The sequence below is a fragment of the Alistipes intestinihominis genome (assembly GCF_040095975.1).
Lineage (GTDB): Bacteria > Bacteroidota > Bacteroidia > Bacteroidales > Rikenellaceae > Alistipes > Alistipes senegalensis.
The window spans coordinates 276,613-298,250 of record NZ_JBBMFL010000001.1; the positions used below are offsets into that span (position 1 = coordinate 276,613).

At 50.2% G+C, this 21,638-nt stretch carries 11 protein-coding genes, 1 tRNA gene and 2 pseudogenes; 4 read left to right on the plus strand and 10 right to left on the minus strand.

From position 1 onward, the window contains the following. Window positions 1–9: 9 nt before the first annotated feature. The 6 genes and pseudogenes from WMO46_RS01160 to WMO46_RS01185 all read right to left on the minus strand — a co-directional run bounded on the left by WMO46_RS01160 (window position 10) and on the right by WMO46_RS01185 (window position 8,155). A complete protein-coding gene (locus WMO46_RS01160) occupies window positions 10–1,662 on the minus strand; it encodes a type I restriction-modification system subunit M (RefSeq protein ID WP_349093610.1) in 1,653 nt (550 codons plus the stop codon). Continuing rightward, entirely contained in the window at window positions 1,659–2,807 is a 1,149-nt protein-coding gene (locus tag WMO46_RS01165) for an AAA family ATPase (RefSeq protein WP_349093611.1), read from the minus strand. The genes WMO46_RS01160 and WMO46_RS01165 overlap by 4 nt, the downstream gene beginning before the upstream one ends. Continuing rightward, entirely contained in the window at window positions 2,804–4,099 is a 1,296-nt protein-coding gene (locus tag WMO46_RS01170; protein ID WP_276715895.1) for a restriction endonuclease subunit S, read from the minus strand. The genes WMO46_RS01165 and WMO46_RS01170 overlap by 4 nt, the downstream gene beginning before the upstream one ends. Next, window positions 4,089–7,061 carry a type I restriction endonuclease subunit R gene (locus WMO46_RS01175; RefSeq protein WP_349093612.1) on the minus strand — a complete coding sequence of 991 codons (2,973 nt, stop codon included), beginning with the start codon at window positions 7,059–7,061 and terminating at the stop codon, window positions 4,089–4,091. The genes WMO46_RS01170 and WMO46_RS01175 overlap by 11 nt, the downstream gene beginning before the upstream one ends. A gap of 170 nt (window positions 7,062–7,231) precedes the next feature. Continuing rightward, window positions 7,232–7,877, minus strand: a pseudogene (locus WMO46_RS15650) (IS1 family transposase). Window positions 7,878–8,065: 188 nt separating this feature from the next. After that, window positions 8,066–8,155, minus strand: a tRNA-Ser gene (locus tag WMO46_RS01185). Window positions 8,156–8,434: 279 nt separating this feature from the next. On the opposite strand from WMO46_RS01185, the gene WMO46_RS01190 reads away from it, so the two are divergent. The 4 genes from WMO46_RS01190 (at window position 8,435) to WMO46_RS01205 (ending at window position 14,469) form a co-directional block, all read left to right on the plus strand. After that, on the plus strand, window positions 8,435–9,574 hold the full coding sequence (locus WMO46_RS01190; protein WP_349093613.1) for a hypothetical protein: 1,140 nt from the start codon (window positions 8,435–8,437) through the stop codon (window positions 9,572–9,574). Window positions 9,575–9,604: 30 nt separating this feature from the next. Further along, window positions 9,605–11,293 (plus strand): OmpP1/FadL family transporter, encoded by a 1,689-nt coding sequence (locus WMO46_RS01195; protein ID WP_349093614.1) that lies wholly within the window; start codon window positions 9,605–9,607, stop codon window positions 11,291–11,293. 95 nt (window positions 11,294–11,388) lie between these two features. Next, on the plus strand, window positions 11,389–12,873 hold the full coding sequence (proS, locus tag WMO46_RS01200; protein WP_349093615.1) for a proline--tRNA ligase: 1,485 nt from the start codon (window positions 11,389–11,391) through the stop codon (window positions 12,871–12,873). A gap of 324 nt (window positions 12,874–13,197) precedes the next feature. After that, window positions 13,198–14,469 (plus strand): site-specific integrase, encoded by a 1,272-nt coding sequence (locus tag WMO46_RS01205; protein ID WP_015546725.1) that lies wholly within the window; start codon window positions 13,198–13,200, stop codon window positions 14,467–14,469. Window positions 14,470–14,574: 105 nt separating this feature from the next. On the opposite strand, the pseudogene WMO46_RS01210 reads toward WMO46_RS01205, so the two are convergent. The 4 genes and pseudogenes from WMO46_RS01210 to WMO46_RS01225 all read right to left on the minus strand — a co-directional run bounded on the left by WMO46_RS01210 (window position 14,575) and on the right by WMO46_RS01225 (window position 21,554). Then, window positions 14,575–15,092 (minus strand): annotated as a pseudogene (locus WMO46_RS01210) (DUF3408 domain-containing protein). Window positions 15,093–15,627: 535 nt separating this feature from the next. Beyond that, window positions 15,628–17,349 carry a DUF4091 domain-containing protein gene (locus WMO46_RS01215; protein ID WP_129650809.1) on the minus strand — a complete coding sequence of 574 codons (1,722 nt, stop codon included), beginning with the start codon at window positions 17,347–17,349 and terminating at the stop codon, window positions 15,628–15,630. Window positions 17,350–17,369: 20 nt separating this feature from the next. Next, window positions 17,370–19,307, minus strand: coding sequence for a beta-L-arabinofuranosidase domain-containing protein (locus tag WMO46_RS01220; protein ID WP_129650808.1), 1,938 nt, complete (start codon window positions 19,305–19,307; stop codon window positions 17,370–17,372). 12 nt (window positions 19,308–19,319) lie between these two features. Beyond that, window positions 19,320–21,554 carry a glycoside hydrolase family 3 protein gene (locus WMO46_RS01225; protein ID WP_288116155.1) on the minus strand — a complete coding sequence of 745 codons (2,235 nt, stop codon included), beginning with the start codon at window positions 21,552–21,554 and terminating at the stop codon, window positions 19,320–19,322. Between the last annotated feature and the right edge of the window lie 84 nt (window positions 21,555–21,638).

A 21,638-nucleotide genomic window follows, 5' to 3' on the forward strand; every position in this document is an offset into this window, starting at 1 on the left:
ATATTACGCCTAATCAGCGATAGGTGGTAACCCCAATTCTTTAAGGAACTCATTGTGACGAGCTAACGCTTCTTTTGATCTCTTTGCAATATCTTTCAGTTCATCATTAACCTTTTGTAAATCGATTGGCTCCTCTTCTTGTGCTGTGCTGACGTAACGGGTAATATTCAGATTGAAATCCTCTTGTTCGATTCGTTCTAACGAAACCCGCTTGGAATAGCGCGGTTCTTCTTTGCGAAATTGGTAAGTTTCCACAATTTTTTGAATATCGTTAGGCTCTCCGTTTTCACCCTCACGCAATCGGTTTTGACGTTTGTCTTTCTTATATCCTTCGCAGGCATTGATAAACAACACATCTTCGGATTTTTTACATTTTTTCAGTACCAAAATACACACCGGAATTCCCGTGGAGAAAAAGAGGTTGGCTGGTAATCCGATAACAGCATCGAGATTGCCGTCTTTCAGAAGTTTGGTTCTGATCTGCTTCTCTACTCCTCCGCGGAACAATACGCCGTGAGGCAGAATAATAGCCATTGTCCCATCTTCGCGGAGGAAATGGAAACCATGCAGCAAGAATGCGAAATCGGCTGCCGATTTGGGCGCAACACCGTATTTTTGGAATCGAAAATCGGTCGCGAACTCTTCTTTAGGCTCCCAACGGTAACTAAACGGAGGATTAGCGACGATCGCATCGAATTCGATTTTTTTCGCCGGATTCATTTCGTTCAGTATATCCCAGTCATTGAGTAGCGTATCTCCATGAAAAATCTCGAATTCAGAATCCTTCACCCCATGCAATAACATATTCATACGAGCAAGGTTGTAGGTCGTAATGTTCTTTTCCTGCCCGTAAATTTTGCCGATACCTCGTCCGCCGTTACGTTTCATCTGGTGGCGGACATTCAGAAGCAACGATCCCGAACCGCAAGCGAAATCGAGAACCTTGTCTATTCTCTGCTTCGGGCCCGTTGTCGGATCTTGGCTATCTAATGTTACGATCATTGAAAGAATGGTCGAAACTTGCTGCGGAGTATAGAATTCACCTGCTTTTTTCCCCGAACCCGCTGCGAATTGGCCGATCAGATATTCGTAAGCATCACCCAATGTGTCAGAGTCACTGGAAAATTCAGAGATACCTTCTGCAATCTTCTTGATGATTTCGCATAACTTTTTGTTACGCTCGGTATAGTTTTTCCCTAATTTCTCCGAACTAAGATTGATTTCCGAAAACAGTCCTTGAAAAGTGCTTTCGAAAGATTCATTTTCAATATACTTGAAACCGTCTTGAAGGGTTTTCAACAAATCGTCGCTTTGCGTTCGGGCCAACTCGTACATATTCTTCCACAGATATTTCGGCTCGATCACATAGTGGATTTTTCGTCGCATCTGCTTCTCGAATTCCACAATATCGTCAGGATTTCGATTGTACCAAATCTGCAATGGGATCAAAGCTCGATTTTCGTCCGAATCGACATCGGACACTACGGGATAATCCGAACCAAGCTCTTTTTTTACGGCATCTTCATAATTGTCAGAAAGATAGCGCAAAAACAGAAATGAGAGCATATAATCACGGAAGTCGTCCGCGTTCATCGCTCCTCGCAGTTTATCTGCAATTCCCCAAAGGGCTTTACCTAATTTTTGTTGTTCTATTGCGGTCATTCTGATTCAGTCTTAGTTTCTTCTGTGATAATTTCAGGTAAATCGAATTCGTATTTTGCCAGAAAGGCTTTCAATATATCGACAAATAGATCTTTCGTATCGTGCCCCATTTCGACGGGCTCGTAAATTGAATATTTACCGTGGCTCAACAGGTTCAGGGCTCTGGCATACAATACTTCGTCTTCTACACCGTGTATGCACATAGAAAAATCGTTGTAACCGAAGAAGGTTGCGGTCTTTTCCAAAATGCTCCTCAACATGTTGAAATGATAGGTTTTTATGCTGACGTTATCCACCGTTTGCCCTTCTTTCGGTATAAGTTTTTTTAATTCGCTCAATAACGCGACATGATGAAAAAATGGGGTGTCATTCGTTGCTTGTAACGAATATCCATTGTCTCCGTTTTTGTGAAGAAAATAGCGTTTACATTTTTTCTTTTTCAATTCATTGCACATCACGTTGAAGAAGAGATGATGATGCGACGAAATAACGACATTGCGTTTACCGGTTCCTTTTTGCAAAAGACTTGACAAATCGCTTGCCACGGCAATTGCATTGTTGTCATCGAGCGACGATATGGGATCGTCGATATAGATGTATTTTACCCAGTCGTACGACTCGGCCCCGTCGATCGTTAATTCGCAGATTGCAAGAAATATACACCAGATAAAAATATTTTCTTCTCCGCGCGAGACTTTGATATTGGTCTGTATGACGGTTTCAGGCTCATCGTTATTGGGTTGATATGCAGGGTTGGGAACATCTTTGCTAAACGATATTTCCCAATTCTCGTAGTCGATCTTAAAATCGAAAGTCGCATACCGTTGTAAGTATTCGAAGATTTTATCTTCAAGTGCCAACTCTCTAAATCCGTTGAAGAAATTCGATGCGGCATTCATTTTCAGGACCCGCAGCTCGTTATTCCAATAGAATAAATCTTCGGTGAAGGCGTTGAAATAAAGGGTATCCCGTTTGTTTCCCCGACCTTTCTTGCCCCGATCTTTGAATTCCATCGAGAGCCGGGTTTTCCCGGTTCCGTTGTAAGCATACAGCAACACGAAATCCAAATCTTTTAGATCGGAACGAAGCCGGACGGCAATGTCGGATAACGACTTGAATGGTACGATTTTAGGCGGGTTGTTCATGCCTCGGTGTCTTTTATATTCGGGAATAGTTGTTGCATCAAGCCTTTTTTGTGGATTTTCAGGGCTTCGAGCCGTTTTGTTTGGGAGACAATTAAATCGTCGATAGAGGATAAACAATCGGCGATTTTTTGTTGTTCTTTTGGTTTAACCGGTGTGAATTGAATAAAATTCTCTAAGTCGGAATTTTTGAGGTTATTAATATTGCCTCCTCCAATAGCAAGAGAAATAAACTTTGTATAACTATCTGTTTGTAATAAATATTTGGCAAAAATATTCTTAGGTCTAAAAATGGAACAAAAAGCCCCTATCGTTAAATCATACGAAATATCCTGGTCAAATTCTGCATTTTTGCCAACCAATGTTTTGCTGCCATTGGACATGCAGATTACGACATCTCCTTTTTTCAATCGTTGTTCAGCGGTGCAAGTTTTATTGACAAACACTAAATCTCTATCCAAAATCAGTCGATTATCTTGGATATTAGTAGATCGTAACACGCCTATTCCTTCGTTATCGTTAGAAATATCAGCTGTGCTATACGTTAACCCCCTGAAAAATGAGCCGAAATCGTTAAGTCTATAAGGTTTCCATTCTCCTGCATCTTGGAACTCAGGGAAGCGGTATTCCGGAACCGTTTTTCCTTCGGCAGGAAACAAATGTTGCATCAAGCCTTTTTTATGGGCTTTCAGTTCGTCTATTTTATTTTCCGTAGCTTTTATTAAAGCGTCAATTGAAGAAAGACAATCTGCAATTTTTTGCTGTTCAATTACTGAGGGAAATACTATTGGAAGTTCGAAAAGTTTTTTTGTATCAATACTTAAGGATCCATGAGCACGTGCTCCAACTTCAATAAACTTACGAAGCCATTTACCATGATAATTATCTTCAAATAAATAATTAAGATATTCAGGTAATATTTCTTCTCGATTTACTTTGAAGCATGTGAATATACTATTAGGAACAGCGGCTATTTCAAGATTTTTAAGCATGGATATATATCCTTCTGGATATAAATTAGTTGCACTCTTGTTGTACGCAAAGTCCCCCTTTTTTATAACAAAATAGTTTCCATATTGATTCCCTGAAATGTCCCGTCCAAATTTTTCTTTTTGAGAAATTAACCCAATTCCGGAAGTAACACTCATTGGTGTGTAGCTGCCATTTCTTGCTCTTTCTTTAATCAGATTCGCAATTTTAGACAACTCTTTAATATGCCAATTACGACTACTAAACTCTGGAAACCGCAAAGTAGGAACAACCTCTTGTTTTGTATCTTTTTCGTTAGTTTTCATAAGCCGAAAGTCCTGATATTTCGTGGCCGTCGGCCAGTCGTTTCAACATGGGGACAAGGTCGTCCATCAATGCCAGTTCCTTTTGTGTACGCGCTTTCCAGCCCAATCCGAGCGGGGCGAGCAGATCGCTGAGTCGTTCACCGTCGAAGATTTCGCGCTCGACAATCTCTTTGACGAATGCATCCAATGCCGGAAACTCCAGTCCGTATTTGGTCGCTATGGAGGTTATCTCATTTTTATATTTTTCTTCCTTGAAAAACTCGTACCCATCTTTGATCTCTTGTTCGGTTTTACCATTGATCTCATCGAGACTGTTAATATAGGCGACGATATCTTCTTTCTCTTCCATCAGATTCGCGCTCGATGCGACAAGTGTGATAAGCTGCTCTTTGGTAATCCGCTTTTTGGCAGTACCCCGATTCGTATATCGGGCAATAAGCCCCATGATATAGTCGTAATCGATAATCGCCGATGCGAACAATATGAATTCGAAATCGAGGTCTTCGATTTGTTGGCTGACCTGTTCTCCTCCTCTCTTTTCGCGCTTCTTTTTCAACCGACGAGCGGTATCGATATATATACCCTTGAATGCCCGAAGCGTATCTTCCTGCATCAAGGTGTCGATCTTTGCTTTATCATCCGACTGTATATCCGTATATTGTTCCAGTTGCATTCTGAAACGTTGTACTTCCTTGAAGCAGTTGATAAAACCGGCACGGGCCTCATCTCCGCGAAGATTGTTGACCTCTTCGGGTTTACACTCCAGGCCGTGTGACTGCATGAACTTCTCCAATTGAGAGATAGCCTCTTCATATTTCTCGATTACCTTCGGAACGGGATCAACCAGCCAAATCTGTTTCGGGTCGTTGGTATGTTTCTCTGAAAACATCACGATTGCCTCATCGACGGCATCCTCCAGTCCTCGGAAATCCAGAATATTGCCATAAGGCTTCGTGTCGTTTAGGATTCGATTCGTACGTGAAAAAGCTTGGATCAAATTGTGCCATTTCAGGTCCTTGTCGGTATATAACGTATTCAGGTACTTGGAATCGAATCCGGTAAGCAGCATATCTACTACAATGGTAATATCTATCTTATCTTTATGCGGAACGTCTTTATTGCCGTATTTCTGTGATTTTATCCGCCCTTGAACATCCTGATAGTAGGTGTCGAACTCTGCAATCGTATGATTTGTTCCGTATTGTTTATTGTAATCGGCAATGATCATTTTTAGAGCCGCTTTCTTTTTGTCGGGCTCCTGCTGGTTATCGAAACGTTCTTGAGGCAGGTCTTCCTGCATTTGCTGTATGTCTTTATTCCCTTCGGCCGGCGGAGAGAAGATGCAAGCGATATTCAACGATTCGTATTCGGGGTTTTGAGTTTTCCGTTCCTGCTGGATCGTCTTGAATAGATTGTAGTATTCAATGGCATCGTCGATGCGTCCGGTAGCCATGATAGCATTGAACCGGCGGGAATCGGTCGCTGCATCGTGCCTCTGCAGGATCGAGTTCACGATGGCCGTTTTTGATATCTCATTGTTTTTTTGTTGATTTTTCTCCTTTGGCTTGAAATAGTCTACGTGAAAACGCAACACGTTATTATCTTCAATTGCATTCGTAATGGTGTAGGCGTGTAACAACTTTTCGAAGATGTCTTCAGTTGTTTTATACATTTTTTGTTCCCCGTCCACTTGTGTCTGCACCGAATTCTTTTCAAATATTGGTGTGCCAGTAAAACCAAACAGTTGTGAGTTCGGAAAAAACTCTTTAATCGCCTTATGATTATTGCCGAATTGAGAACGGTGGCATTCGTCGAAAATAAATACGACGCGTTTATTCTTCAACGGCTTCAATCGTGCCTGGTAATTCTTCTTATGTTTCGGATTGAGAGCGATACCCAGCTTCTGGATGGTGGTTACAATTACTTTATCTGCGTAATCGTCTGACAACATTCTCCGAACAAGCATTTCTGTGTTCGTATTCTCCTCGACGCAATTTTCCTGAAACTTATTAAATTCCTCCCGAGTTTGACGATCCAGGTCTTTTCGATCCACGACGAACAAGCATTTGTCGATATCTGGATTGTCTTTCATCAGAGTGGAAGCCTTGAATGAGGTCAGCGTTTTACCGCTACCCGTCGTGTGCCAGATATAGCCGTTCCCGCGATTTTGATGCACGCAGTCCATAATCGCCTTTACAGCATATATTTGATAAGGACGCATGATCAACAATTTCTGCTCGCTTGCGACCAGCACCATATAGAGGCTAATCATCTTACCCAGTTCGCATTTGGTAAGTACGGCGCTCGAAAAAGCATCGAGATTACCTATCGGGGTGTTTTGCTCCGTCGCATATTGATACACCGGAAGGAACTGTTCATCTGCGTTGAAAGAAAAATGCTGGTTGTTATTATTTGTAAAATAATAAGTATTAGTTTGATTGCTAACGACAAACAACTGAATAAAACAGAGCAAGGTCTTCATGTAGCCATTGCCTGGATCATTTTTGTAATCCACGATTTGCTGCATGGCTCGCCGCGGACTGACATCATAGGTTTTCAGCTCGATCTGAACAACCGGAATACCGTTGATAAGCAGAATAACATCGTAACGATGGTAGCTGTTATCGGTATTCATCCGTAATTGATTGATTACTTCATAGTCGTTCTTACACCAATCTTTTATATTGACCAGTGTATACTGCAATGGCGTTCCGTCCTCACGGGTAAATGTATTTCGCTCGCGCAACCTTTTTGACGATACGAAAACATCGGGATTGATAATCTCCTCCAGCAACCGATCAAATTCGGAATCGGATAATTTTACTTTGTTCAGGGTCTCGAATTTCTGCCTGAAATTTGCTTCAAGAGAGGCCCTATCGTGAATGTCATCACGATAGACATATTTTAGTTGCTCCGTCAGTTTCCGAATAAAACTTTTTTCTATCTGTTTTTCCCGATTCATAGCAGTTTTAAAAGTGTGTATTTTACACCTAAATGTTACAAATATAGCGATTAATTCGGGTTTCTACGATTTTTAAAGTATAAGAAAGAGTAGTATCGGATTATTTTGCTTTGTCGGACTATTTTCTTTATTTGATATAATAGTCACATTCGTATTGTTAAATGATTATACTATCCCCAAAAATAAATCTTCAATACCGCATAAAGCATTATCGCTTTCCGGCTGAAGCAGATCGTGCGACGGGCCAGGCGCTTGATATGTGTGCGGATGGTCAGGTTATGACGTTCGATGTGGTTGGTGCCGCGGTGAGCAGTCCTATGGATTTCCGGTGAAATGAGAGTCTTATATTGCCGGAGTTTATCCGTATAGATCAATCTGGCATTGGCCAGTTTGTCGGTAACTCTACTTAGCGTCTCATTGGTACGAGGACCGACAGAGAAACAACCACCGAGCTGTCTGTACGATTTAGGGCGTATGCCACCCAGATATGATCTTTTTTACGTCCGACAAAAGTTTTGATTTCATTGACTTCATACTCTGCATTGGCTGTTACATGCGGAGCTGTTATATTTTTGGAGATGGAGATAATTCTTTTAATGAGAGTAGTCGTCGATATTTCCAGTAACCTTACGATACCTCTGATCCCGACGCCCTCTTTGATATATTCCGAGATCGTCCGGTTCAATTCCGGGATATGGCTTGGTAAGAATAATCCGTCTGTTGTTTCCTATGGCAGTGTTTGCATTTATAGCGTTGCTTTCCGTTCTCTTGATAGCCATTTTTGATACAAGTTCCTCCGCAAAATTTGCAAGCCATTTTTTCGTGCCCTAATCTGATACATAAAGGTTCCTATCCGAAACCCTCGGCCGATTTTCAGCCGATTTGCGGGCGCAAAAATACAAAAGACGACCCGAAAGTCGTCTTCTTTTTATGTTTTTCTTTAAGTCCTTGTAATGATTTTCAGTTAGTTGCAATCCTATGCCCTAATCTGATACATTACCACTTGGCGGAGAGAGAGGGATTCGAACCCCCGGTACAGTTGCCCGTACACCGCATTTCGAGTGCGGCCCGATCGACCACTCCGGCATCTCTCCTTGATCCCAAAACCGCTGTTTTGGGACTGCAAATATAGACATATTTTTTATTTCCGCCTATTTTCATGCGGAAAAAATTGCGATCCGTTGAAAAAAAGCTCCGGAGGCCCCGCCGAGGCGCGCTTTTCCGGATATAATTCCTATCTTTGATGGCGGGAATCCCCCTCGCGTGCGCAGTATTTCCCGCGCGGGGCCGTTTATAAGAATGAAATGATACTAAAAACGGTATGGTTTTCGTTTTTAGATCAGAGACTAACGCAAACAATACCCTTGTGCGCTATGAAAAAGTTGAGAATTTTGATCGGAACCGTCTTGCTCTCCGCCGGTCTGGCCGGCTGCACGTCGGCATATTACGCCTCGGCGGGGTATGCCTCCGACGACCTCTACGCCGTGCATGACAAGACGCAGATCGCCCGCAGGAAGCAGGCCGAGGCCGAGGCGCAGCGTGCTGCCGCCGAAGCCCGCAGGGCCGAATGGGAGGCGAAGATCGCCGAGGCGGAGGCCGCGGCTGCCGAGAACAACTATTACGAATATCAGGCTGCGGATGCGAATCCCTATCAAAGCGTGCTGGCCGACGACTACGAAAGCGCCTATGCGCGCCGTCTGCGCGGCTTCGAGTCGCCGAGCTACAAGATGCCGTCGAGCTACCTCGACGCGCGTTACAGCAGCGCGTTCAGCTACGCTTCGGCCTATGATCCGGCGTTCTACAACATCGTGATCTCGGGCGACCAGGTGTGGGTCGAACCCAAATACATTACGTCGATGTTCGGATCGTGGGGAACGGTGATCTACGGCGATCCGTGGTACTGGGGCTGGAACCGTCCGTGGGGACCCAGCTTCTCGATCGGCAGCTGGGGCTGGAGCTTCGGATGGAATTCGTGGTACAATCCCTGGTACGGCCCGTGGGGACCGTGGTACAGCTCGTGGTACGATCCCTGGTACCGGCCCGGATGGGGCTGGGGGCCCGGATGGCACGGCGGACACCACTATTATCCCGCTCCGGGATGGGGAGGACACGGACGCCCCTATCATTCGAATATCGTGCGGCGGCCCAATCCCTACACCTCGCCTTCGGGAACCCGCTACGGCGTGGGATCGCGTTTCGGAAGCCCGTCGTCGGGATCGCTGCGGGGCAGCGGCAGCAACCGCCGGAACAATTTCGGCGTGCGCTCCAACAACAGCGGCGGTTCGTCGAGGAGCCGCTACGATTCGGGCAGCCCGTCGCGCGGAAGCCGTTACGACGATACCTACCGCAATTCCGGCGGCAGCACCTACAACCGCGGCGGCAGCTATAACAGCGGCAGTTCGTCGCCTTACAGCCGGGGCGGTTCGTCGTCGGGAAGTTCCGGAGGCGGCTCGCGCGGCGGTTCGGGAACGACCTCTTCGGGCGGCAGCTATCGTAACTCCGGCGGACGGTAACGTTCGGACGCCGATAAATGTGAAAACACGATGAAGAGAGTGATTCTATTGCTTGCGGCCGTCGCAGCGGCGGCCGCGGCTTCGGCCCAGAGCTCCGGCAGAGGCTGGGGCGGCCTGCTGATGGATAAGGATGTGCTGATGCCGGGGGATATGGTCGAATTGTCGCAGACCCAGTTCAATTTCGGGACTGCGCGGGCTATGGCTATGGCCGGGGCTTTCACGTCGCTGGGAGCCGACCTTTCGTCGATGTCGATCAATCCGGCGGGCCTGGGCATGTACCGGCACAGCGACATTTCGATCACGCCGATGATGTCTTTCGCCCGGAGCAAGACCAATGCCCCGGAGTACGGACGCAATTCGCGGGATCGTTTTTCGATGGCCAATATCGGTGTGGCGATCAATGCCTATGAGGGCTCCGGTTCGCTGGTAAGCCTCAATATCGGTTTCGGATATAACCGTCTCGCCGATTTCAATTACGACTATTCGTTCCAGAGGGGCGGACAGCGGGCGACCGTCGGCGATGTCTATTCGCGCCAGCTCTATTGGGGCGGCGTCTCGAAAAACGATTTCTACACCAACGGCGGCTCGGGCAACTGGATTTGGCCGGACGATCCCCAGTATTGGAACGCCATGCTGGCTTACCGCGGATTTCTGGTCGATCAGGTGGACCCGGGTGATCCCAAAAGCTGGAAGCCGACCTGGGTCGGGAACGATGCCGAGATGGGCCATTTCACCGAGTTCCGGAGCCGCGGTTCGATCGGGGAGTATACGCTGTCGCTCGGCGCCAACATCAACAACAAGATCTATATCGGCGCGTCGCTCGGCATTCAGAGCGTCTACCAGCGCAAATACATCGATTACGGCGAGGAGTACTACTATCCCGGCACGGGGCCCGACGGATACGGCAATTCCGGACTGGATTATCAGCTCCTCTGGTGGAAGCTCAACCAGAGCGTGATCGTGGAGGGTACGGGCGTCAATTTCAAGGCGGGTATCGTCTACCGTCCGACGACCAATCTGCGTCTGGGCGCGGCGATCCACACCCCGACCTATTATTCGCTCGACCGGAAATTCCAGAGCGCCGCGGCCGGACTGGCCTACGCCAACAACGATACCGATCCGAACGTGAAGCCCGACGAAGACGGATACATCTCGACGGCCGGCGATCCGAACATGACTTCGCCGGTGCTGCTTGACGACGGTCCCAACAACTGGTCGTTCGTCTCTCCGACGCGGCTGATGTTCGGCGCTTCGTACACTTTCGGGCAGCGGGGCGTGATCTCGGTGGATTACGAGCGCGACTGGTACAACGGCATTCGCATCAAGGACAACCCGTCGGGACTCGACTCGCAGTCGTGGTACAACGATTCGTTCCGCGACAACTGCAAGGGGTCCAACATCGTGCGTGTGGGCGCCGAGTTCAAGCCCCTGCCGGTGCTGGCGCTGCGGGCCGGCTTCGGGTACAGCGGTTCGATGTACAAGGACGACGTGTCGCCCTCTTCGCCGCTGTTCACGAAGACCACCTATTACGGGGCCGGCGTAGGGTTCGTGCTGGGCCGGGGCGTGCTGCTCGACATCGCTTATCAGTATGTTTCGTCCAAGACGCCGGACTATTACCTGTTCTATGTCTGGGACGAGGAGGGATCGGCCGACAGCGCGGTCTATTCGACCGAGGTGAAGCGTCACAACGTGGCGCTGACGCTGGGATTCCGTTTCTGAAAGCATATATATTCAATATAAAGGTCCGTCTTTGCTGCGGACCTTTATTTTTTTGTATATTTGCAGTCCGGAATAAAAGTAAAAATTAGAAAGATATGGCAAAGGAACTGAAAGACCTTACGAAGTCCGACGAAAACTACTCGCAGTGGTACAACGAGTTGGTCGTGAAGGCCGGACTGGCTGAGAATTCGGCCGTCCGCGGGTGTATGGTCATCAAACCCTACGGCTATGCCATCTGGGAGAAGATGCAGGCCGCGCTGGACCGGATGTTCAAAGATACGGGGCATCAGAACGCCTATTTCCCGCTCTTCATCCCCAAGTCGTTCTTCTCGAAGGAGGCCCATCATGTCGAGGGTTTTGCCAAGGAGTGTGCCGTGGTGACGCACTACCGCCTGAAAAACGATCCCCACGGCAAGGGCGTCGTGGTCGATCCCGATGCCAAACTCGAAGAGGAGCTGATCGTGCGTCCGACATCGGAGACGATCATCTGGAACACCTATAAGAACTGGATTCAGTCCTACCGCGACCTGCCGATCCTCTGCAACCAATGGGCCAACGTCGTGCGCTGGGAGATGCGTACGCGCCTGTTCCTGCGCACGGCCGAGTTCCTCTGGCAGGAGGGCCATACGGCGCACGCCACGCGCGAGGAGGCCATCGAGGAGGCTGAAAAGATGATTCATGTTTACCAGAAATTCGCCGAGGAGTGGATGTCGCTGCCGGTGGTCGTGGGTCACAAGTCGCCCAACGAACGCTTTGCCGGTGCGGAGGATACGATGACCATCGAGGCGCTGATGCAGGACGGCAAGGCGCTGCAAAGCGGTACGTCGCACTTCCTGGGGCAGAATTTCGCCAAGGCGTTCGACGTGCAGTACGTCAACAAGGAGGGCAAGCTCGAATACGTGTGGGCGACCTCGTGGGGCGTTTCGACCCGTCTGATGGGCGCGCTCATCATGGCCCACTCGGACAACAACGGTCTGGTGCTGCCTCCGAAACTCGCGCCGATCCAGGTGGTGATGGTCCCGATCTACAAGGGCGAAGAGCAGCTGACGGAGATCCGGGCCCGCTTCGAGGCTATCGCCGCGCAGCTCCGGGAGAAGGGTATTTCGGTGAAAATCGACGACCGCGACAACGTGCGTTCGGGCTTCAAGTTCGCCGAATACGAATTGAAGGGCGTGCCCGTGCGTCTGGCGATGGGCCCCCGCGATCTGGAGAACGGCACGATCGAACTGGTGCGCCGCGATACGCTCGAAAAGGAGACCGTTCCGCAGGAGGGGCTCGTGGAGCGCATCGAGGGGTTGATGACCGAGATTCAGGAGAATATCTACAAGAAGGCTTTGGCTTTCCGCGAGTCGATGATCACGAAGGTCGATACGTGGGAGGAGTTCAAGCGGGTGCTCGACGAGAAGGGCGGCTTTATCCTCGCCCATTGGGACGGCACGGTGGAGACCGAGGTGGCGATCAAGGATGCCACGAAGGCCACGATCCGCTGCATCCCGGTGGATGCTCCGGACGAGGAGGGCGTCTGCGTCTTCTCGGGCAAGCCGTCGCACCGCCGCGTATTGTTCGCCCGCAGCTATTAGTTTCCGATTTCAGGCGGATATTTCCGCACATCCCTCGAGCGGGACGAATGGAATGTACCTGAGTACTACCCATTCGTTTCCCGAGAGGAGAAAATGGGTGTAAATATTAAATATTCAGCGATTTAATCTTTGCACAGGGTTTCTTCTTCGAGGGATTCCAAGCATAATAAGGTAATTCCAGACGAGGTTACGGTTTCCAGATCGTTACCTCGTCTGTTTTGCTGTATTTTGCATAAAATATTCGTTTGCAATTTCTTGCATCGCGCTTCATCTTGACAGACAACTCTGAGGAAATTAGTTTTAACCCCCAAATTTCATCGGAGTATGCGCAGTACATTCAAGGTTCTGTTCTACCTCAAAAAGGACAAACACAAAGTTCAGCCGGTTGTTCCCGTCATGGGCCGTATTACCGTCAACGGTACGATCTCCCAGTTCAGCGCCAAACTTAGCGTTCCTCCCCATCTGTGGGAGGTGAAGGGCGGTCGCGCCAAAGGCAAAAGCCTCGAAGCCGACCGTATCAACCGCTATCTGGATAATATTCGTATCCAGATCGGAAAGCATTACCAGTCTATCTGCGACCGTGACGGATATGTTTCCGCCGATAAGGTGAAGAACGCCTATCTGGGTTTCAGTAAAAGGTATAAACTGTTACTGGAGTTATGCGATGAATTCTGCAAAGAGTACAAGAACCGTATAGATGTGGACCGTACTATCCATTCCTTATTCCGTTATCAAACGCTACGACGCGATTTGAGTCTTTTCATCTGTCAGGACTATAAAGTCAAGGATATACCCCTTGTGGAACTGGATCAGTCTTTTGCAGAGAAGTTTGCCGCCTATCTGAAACATGTCAGGGGCCTTGCCGACACGACGATCAGCGTTGAGATCAAATCACTGAAGCATATCGTCAAGAAAGCGTTTAACGACGGGCAAATGGAGAAGAATCCGTTTGCCTATTACTACTACTTTGCCGACCAGCCGGAAATTGAATATCTCACCGAAGAAGAAATCAATAAACTAATTATCGGCAAAGTCAAGCAGCAGCGTCAGGATCGGACACGGGATATGTTTCTGTTCTGTTGTTTTACGGGCCTGTCCTATGCCGATCTGGCCAAACTGAGTTATGAGGAGTTGAAACAAACTCCGAACGGAGCATGGTGGATTAGCAGTATCCGTCAGAAAACGAAAGTACCGTTTACGGTAAAACTACTTCCGGTTGCGAAAGCTATTCTTGAAAAGTATCGTATTCCTGCCAACCGATTCAACCGGCTCTTTCCCGAGAATCCGGGAAAGGTTTTTCCGGTAGCTTCATTGAAATCCTCGGATGTCTGCCTGAAACATATCGCCAGACAATGCGAAATTACCAAGAATCTGAAATTCCACATGGCGAGACATACCTTTGCAACGACGGTCTCCTTGATGAACGGCATTCCGCTGGAAACAGTGTCAAAAATGTTGGGACACAAATATACGACCACGACTCAGATTTATGCCAAGGTGACAAACCAAATGATAGATAATGCGATAAGCCGAATAGAGGACCAAATTGGCGAACGGTTCCAATGTCCAACTCTGAAAGAAGAGAGCGACGGCTAATCCGAAAGACATCGGCGGAAAAGGCGACATTCTGCGGTTCGGATGCCAGTCGCTTCGCTACGTCCATATCAGAAACCCAAAGTAATCGCTTATCGCATTGTCTGTTTAAAATAGTCGTCTGTTGTTCTTCTTCTCGTGGAGATAATTCAACTCGTCGCTGTAAATTCCGATTACAAAGCGCAGCATATTGTCGACCAAAGCTGTAAGCCTTGTATTCTCATTCCCAATAAGTGGAGGATTGCCGATACTTTGTACTTGGTTGCCGCACTGATATAGATCGCCGAACGGTTACGGCAGTCCGCCGGGGCAAAGAACGTGCGTTCGAAATCCGGCAGCGGAATCTTTTTGCGACGGAATCCGGCCAGCTCCTTTACGTCACTCGTTTGGGTATTGGCGTCTGTCCTTTCAGCAGTCGGAGCCGATGCTCCGGATACCGTTTCCGATGTCTTTCCCTCGGGAGCGTCCGTATTTTCCGCTTCCGGTTCGGGAATCCGGCGGATGACTTTCGAATCCAAAGGGGCCTGTCCGGCGATCATCTGACGCATCAATTCTTCGTCGACTTCGATACGGGGACGCTTCGATGGTTTTGTTGCGAGGTTGTCGGTTTCTTTTAATGAATCCATGGTACAATGTTTTTAAGATTGAACGTTCGCTTTATGCTTGTAAAGCGTGTGTGTCTGGTTTTATGGTTTAAACCATTCAAAATACCATTTTCTGCTTCACGCAGTTTATATCGGAATAATGAACGGAACAAGAAAACCTACCTTTCATGATGCAGGATACCACCGACTGAAATACCTCGGTTTTGATGTCCGGCCACGACCGCTCCAGTCCGCACCTAGAGCTTGTTTTGGCGCCCGGACGGTTGTAATATTGCAACCGGGAAAGACCCGTCCTCGAAAGCCGTAGCGGAGGTTTTTCAAAGTTTTCACAAAAAATTTCCGCCGCGGATTTTTGTTATCGCCAGATAACAGCGAGCTGTACCTTTGTATGCCGAAAAACTTTTCGGCATACGAAAGGTGCTCGCTCTGCGAGGCCGGGATCGCTCCCGAGTCGAACGCCTTTTTAACCGATGTCATGAATACCGACCGAAAACTGACAAACGGGATTATTTTATCTGCTGAACTGAATCAGAGATTGACTGCTTGAATATTCCGATTAATGCATGTCTTCCAAAAAATCCAATATTTCCCGGCGAATCTGCCGGAATCTGGACACTGACGTGTCGTACCGGTCGAAATCGAATATGATTGCATTGACGAAAGCCTGCGCACGGATTGAATCCCGGGCCTCAACCATTTTCAGTAGGTCGTAGTCGCGAATGCCGTCACGCATGGCAGTCAGCCGGATCGAAGGATAGAGTTTCCGGTAACCGGGGTAGACGATATGCGAGTCACCGCCGGGCCAGTCATTGGCGGGGGCGGAAACATCCCCGAAAGGATCGCCGTTCGCTCCCCATGCATTGAAGCCCCAGTGAAGGTATCCCGGAGAGCCGTATTTGTAGTTTATCCAATGCAGCAGGCGTGTCTTAATGAGCGGCAGTGTTACGTAACGGTTTGCGAAATTCCCCCGGGGATACATGCAAGTGTAAAACCAGCAACTATGTCCGGCAGGCATTGTCCGATAGATTTCCCAAGCGAATTCGTCGAGTTGCGGCACCAGAATGTCGATCAGCGCCGGGTCGTAGGACGAAGAGCGGTAAGCTTCGATGATTCGGATATCGGGGGCAGCCTGTTTTACCTGGTGGGCCAATCCTTCCCAGGAGGTCTTATTTTCGTCGAGCGGTTCGTCGGCAATGTGTTGTGTGTAGATGTCAAGCCAGCTGCGGCCGCTTCCGTCATTGATCGTTTTGGAACGCAAGTGTTCCTGCAGAGCCGGGAAATACGCTGCGATGTATTGTTGCACGCGCGGGTCGTCATAAGGCAGACGCTGGTAAACATAGGAGCCCTCGCCGTCGGGGACCGGTACGTTGGCCCAGAAAGGATCGGTCCATCCGTTGTGGGATCGCTTGGCGAAATGGTTGGCCTCGATCAGCCGTACGTCGGCATGTCGGAGCAGGAATTCGATCGTTTTGTCCATCCGTGAGAAATCGAACGTCAGTCCTTTGCCATCGGCTGTCGGAACCGGCGTTCCCGTTTCGTAGAGCAACCAGACGTTCTGACCATAGGCCGAGGCGGTTTCGACGAGCTGCCGCATACATTCCCAATAGGCCGGTGAATCGTCCTCCACGTATTCGTTGTCGTTCATAAAAGAGAATTTATCGGGGAAATACCAGTTGGTAACCAATAACGACTGCTTGGGAAGCGTGACCGGATAAACTTGTATGGTGAATTGTCGGTCGGCAACGATCCGTTTTCCGTTCTTTAGCCCGGAAATGCGTACCGATCCTTCGTAAAGCCCCGCTTCGGCATCGGCCGGAATCGGAATGTCCAACCAGAGAGAAGCGGTCCCGCCTGCGGCGATAGATACGGTGGTGTCGGTCAGAATGGGATCGGGATATTCTCCGGACGGTGATTGCAGGGCGTCGGGGGCCGCCGGCACGTAGGCGTGGGAAGCCTGTACGTTCCGGACCCAGCCCAGAACGGCTTTGTCGAGCGAAGCTCCCTGCTTTGTTTTGAGACTCCGGAGGACAGGATTCATTGCCGCGACGGAGTCGTCTGCGGAGATAACGAATTGCAGAACGGCGTTCTCGCCGCGGGCCACGCGGACGGTATCGTCCCCGGCAGGAGGGCAAACGATTCCGGGAAGAACATTGGTCAAAGGATCGATGACGCGGATCGTGAGTCCGCTTTCATTACAGGCTATCGGTAGCAGCAGGAGTGCAGGACAAAGGGTTCGGATCGTCCGGTTGACGAGAAGTCGGAGCGGGAAAATGTTCATTTCGGGTTCGGTTTGAATTCTTAATTGCATTGCGGGAACACAGTAAGCCGGAGTTCCGTGCATCCGTAGGGAATCAGTTCGAGGTATTCGATACAGTCGGATACGGCGCAGGCTATCCCTTTGGTCGGAAGACGCGGCGTGTAGCGTCCTTTTTCCAATTCCCAGTCGATCTGTTTGACGGGAACCGAGATTTTCACGGGCGTATGTTTCGGATCGAACGGATAGCTTCCTGTGGCTGCGGATTTTGTCCGAACGACCTTCAGGGGTATGACCGGATCGGAGCAAAGGGCATAGTTCCAGGATCCGGCTGGCTCGATGTTCCAGCATTCGAATTCGGGGTTGCCGGGAACTTTGCCGTTCATATTCGCATAGACCGTCCGGTCGGCTGTTTTCCGTTGAGGAACAGGATAGGAGAAGAGCAAAGGTCCGCGCTGCACATAGATTCCCTGTCCGGGAACGGTGTTCATGACGGGTTGCATGCCGAGACACAACCGAATCCGGTCGCCGTTCCTGAATTTGCGCCGGAGAGTCACGAACGTGCCGGCAGGACATGCGTCTCGCCACAGTTTGCCGTTAACATATATTTTGGCATCCCTGCACCATGTGGGAATGCGCAGCAGAAACGAAATATTCGTCCTGTTTTTCAGACCGAAGGAGAACTCGATCTCTCCGTCGAACGGGTATGAGGTTTGCTGTACGATACGGCATTGTTGGCCGTTCGGCAGTTTGAATGTTGCGGCCGAAGGTCCGTAGAGCGCGGCGGCAATAGAGCCGTCTTTTCCGCGTATCCACATATGTGCGACGTAATTGGGCATGAAACGATGAACGTTTCCGGCGCAGCACTCCGTTTCATGCGTCGGCCGGAAGGCCATCCAGGTCGAACCGTGAAAGAATTCGTTGTGATTTGAACGCCCCGTTGCGATTACCTGATTGACGGACGAAAAATACTGCAACGATCGGAAATCCTTGGTAACGGCTCCCGGTCCGGCATTGAAGACCGCTTTTTCTATTTTGTCAGCCCACCGGACTTCGCCCGTGGTCAGGAGAAATTGCTCCAGCGTCCAGGTGTAGTCGGAAATGTCGCAGGTTTCGTGACTGTTGATAACGTTCCCGTTTCCGACGAGCGCTTCTGCACTGGCCGGAACGCCGTCGGGGAGCATGTGGTCGCGGGTGAGTTTGCGTTCGGCGTTGAGTGCAAGGTCCAGGTAATATCGTTTGCCCGTATAAGCATAGAGCAGCATCGGGAGTTTCAGTTCTTCCATGCAGGTGACGCCATGCATGACGAACCGTTCGTCGCCGGCCGCGACTGCGGGCGTCAGGTCCCCGAATTTTCCGCCATTGTAGGCTCTTTCGCAAATATCCAGCAACTTCGCATTGCCGGTTTTGCCATAAGTCCACAACATTCCCTCGATGCTGACGATGTTGCGCCATTTCTCGACCTGCTCCTGCGTAAAGTTCATGTAGTGCCTTTCCAAGGCTGCGGGGATCGCCGGATCGCCCGTGCGCTCGTAATAGGCTTGCAGCACCCGGAAGTAGACACACATGGGCCACATCGACTCAATCGCTTTGTTGCCCAAAACACCTGTGGACGATGCGTTGGCCAGCGTGTAGCGAATCCCCTCCTCGGCTTTGGCGATCATCTCCCGATCACCGAGCAGGTAACCCAGGCGGAGCAGACCGTCGGTGTAATAGGCTGTCTGCTCGTAGCGCCACCAGTCGCTTCCGTAGGTTTCGGTGTTACGTCCGATCTCACCCGCCCAAAGGCAGGAGTCGTACGGATAGGACATCGCCTCGGGATGTCCCGTAAGTCCCGTTTGTTGGCGGTGGAGGAATTCCTCGATCCAGCCCTGCGGCTCTATGCAGCCGATCATGCCGCCCTGAAACTGGGCATAAGGGGCCTGGGCGTTCGTCGCGGTACCGACGAGGCAAAGTGCAATAATTGAAAACAGCTTCTTCATGCGATTTCTTGACTATTTGTATTTTTCGACTCTTGCATCCCGGATGACACCTTTCCAGTCGAGCCCGAAAGCGAAATCATATGTATTTCCTTCCGAGTCCGTATAACAAACCATATCTTTCGGAACGTCTTCATGCTGCTGTTCCACGGTTTTCATGTCTGCGGGCAATTGCATCGGCAGAAGTGCCGACGGTTCCCGCCGGCCGGAGATAATATCCAGCACGGCCTGACGCTGTACCCCGAAAGCAAGCAGTATGGCATCGGCCGAAGGTTCGAATTCGGCCGGAACGAACGGTCTGGTCGTGGAAACGACAGCCACGACGGGCTTGTCTCCCATCTGCCGTTTCGTTCCGAGTACCCGTTTCAACTCTTCCCGGTTGGAACTCCGGACGGTTTTCCCGCGGTAACTCCGGTCGATGGACGGTTCTTTCGGGTCCCCGCCGGCAATACTCTCGGGGCGTGCGTGGCGGGCCGTGTAGTCGCCGTATTGCAGGCTGATCGGGACATAACCGTTGCCGCCCTTTTCCCGATCGGCCGCATCGTATCCGCAGCCTCCGTCGGGTTCGTCGATAAAAACGATCGCGAAGTCGGCATTTTCGGGGCTTTCTGCCAATTCGTAATATTGTTTGACCAAAGAGGTGTCTACAGGTAGGCGGGATTGTCCGCATTCGGGCAGATATACGCTCCGGCGGGTCGATGCGGGCAGGGTTCCCGCCCGGTTTTTCAGCAGGACGACCGACCGGAGCTGCGCTTCGTAACCGGCTTGCATAAATTCCGGATTCCCGACCGTCGCTTCCGTCCGGTCCGGGTCTACATAGGGATTTTCGAACAGACCGGTCCGAAAAATATTGAGCAGCAACCTTATGGCGGAACGTTCGAACCGCTCCCGGGCAGATTTTTCGCCGAATTCGGCGGTCCACATTCGGTAGGCTTCCAGCACGGGACCTTTGTCGTTGTTGCCGCCGAACTGGTCTACTCCGGCTTTGAGCGCTTCGTAATGCCGCTGCGGGATGCTCAATGCCTCCACTCCCCAGCATTTGCCGTCAGCCTCCTCGATGCTGGAATAGTCGTGCGTGATGCCCCAATCCGTGCAGACGACGCCGTTGTATCCGTATCTGTTCCGCAGCAGATCGGTGACGATATATTTGCTAAAACCGTTGCCGACCTTTTTTCCCGAGGGGTCCACCCCGTGGGAAACCGTATAATAGGGCATGACGGCTGCGGCCTTTCGTGTCTTGCCGTTGAGGCGGAAAGCTCCTTCCACAAAGGGCCGGATGTGTTGCTCGAAATTTCCGCCGGGGTAAACAGTGTATTTCCCGAAGCTGAAATGGGCATCCCGTCCGCCTTCTTCCGGGCCGCCGCCCGGCCAATGTTTGACCATGGCATTGACGCTTTCATACCCCCAGCCGTCCGCAATCTCGGCAGCTCCGACGGAGGTCTGGAATCCGTCGATATAGGCCCGCGCCATATCGGTGTCCAGATCGGGGTCTTCGCCGAAGGTACCGTAGAACCGGTTCCACCGGGGTTCGGTCGCCAGATCGATCTGCGGCGACAGCGCTGTGGCGATACCCAAGGCGCGGTATTCGGCGGATGCGATCCGTCCGAACTTTTCGACCAGTTCGGGGTCGAACGTAGCGGCCAGCCCGAGCGGACTGGGCCACAACGAAATCTTTCCTCCTGACCCTGCGTTGTATTCGGCCCAGGCTCGGGTTTCATTCCGGGGATCGGAACTGATATTGACCGGAATGCCTTGTCCGAGGCCTTCGACGAAGGCCTGCATGTTGTTGTTCCATTCGGCTGCAATGCGGGGACTTTCAACCCGGACGACGAGCACGGCCCGGAGATTGTCGTCCCGGAGGAACTTCCGCTGTTTGTCCGAAACAGCCGAGTGGGGAAGTCCGCTTTCCCGGAGTGAGGTCCCGTTGTAGGTCGAGGACCAGTAACCTACCGAATCCGTCGGGACGGCCTGATGGGAACTGTATAACATCAATCCGGCAATCTCTTCGACGGAGAGTCGCTTTGCAAGGTCTTCCGCCCGTTCTTCCGGGGTGTACCGCCAATCTTCGTAGCAGTCGAGAATCCCGTTTCGGTTCAGGTCTTTGAAAGCGTATCCGTCGGAATATAAGATACGGACGCCGGATCCGGGGAAATAGCCCAGAGTCTGTCCTCCGTCTTGCCGAATCAGACAGTAGGTGTCATGCGGCTCGACCGTCCATTTTCGGCCGCAGGCACAGAGTATCGGCAACATAAACGCCAAAGATACTATTCGACGTACAAGATCTGTTTTTGTTGTCATATCGTTATCAGGGTCGGTTCGTTCTTTAGGGGACTT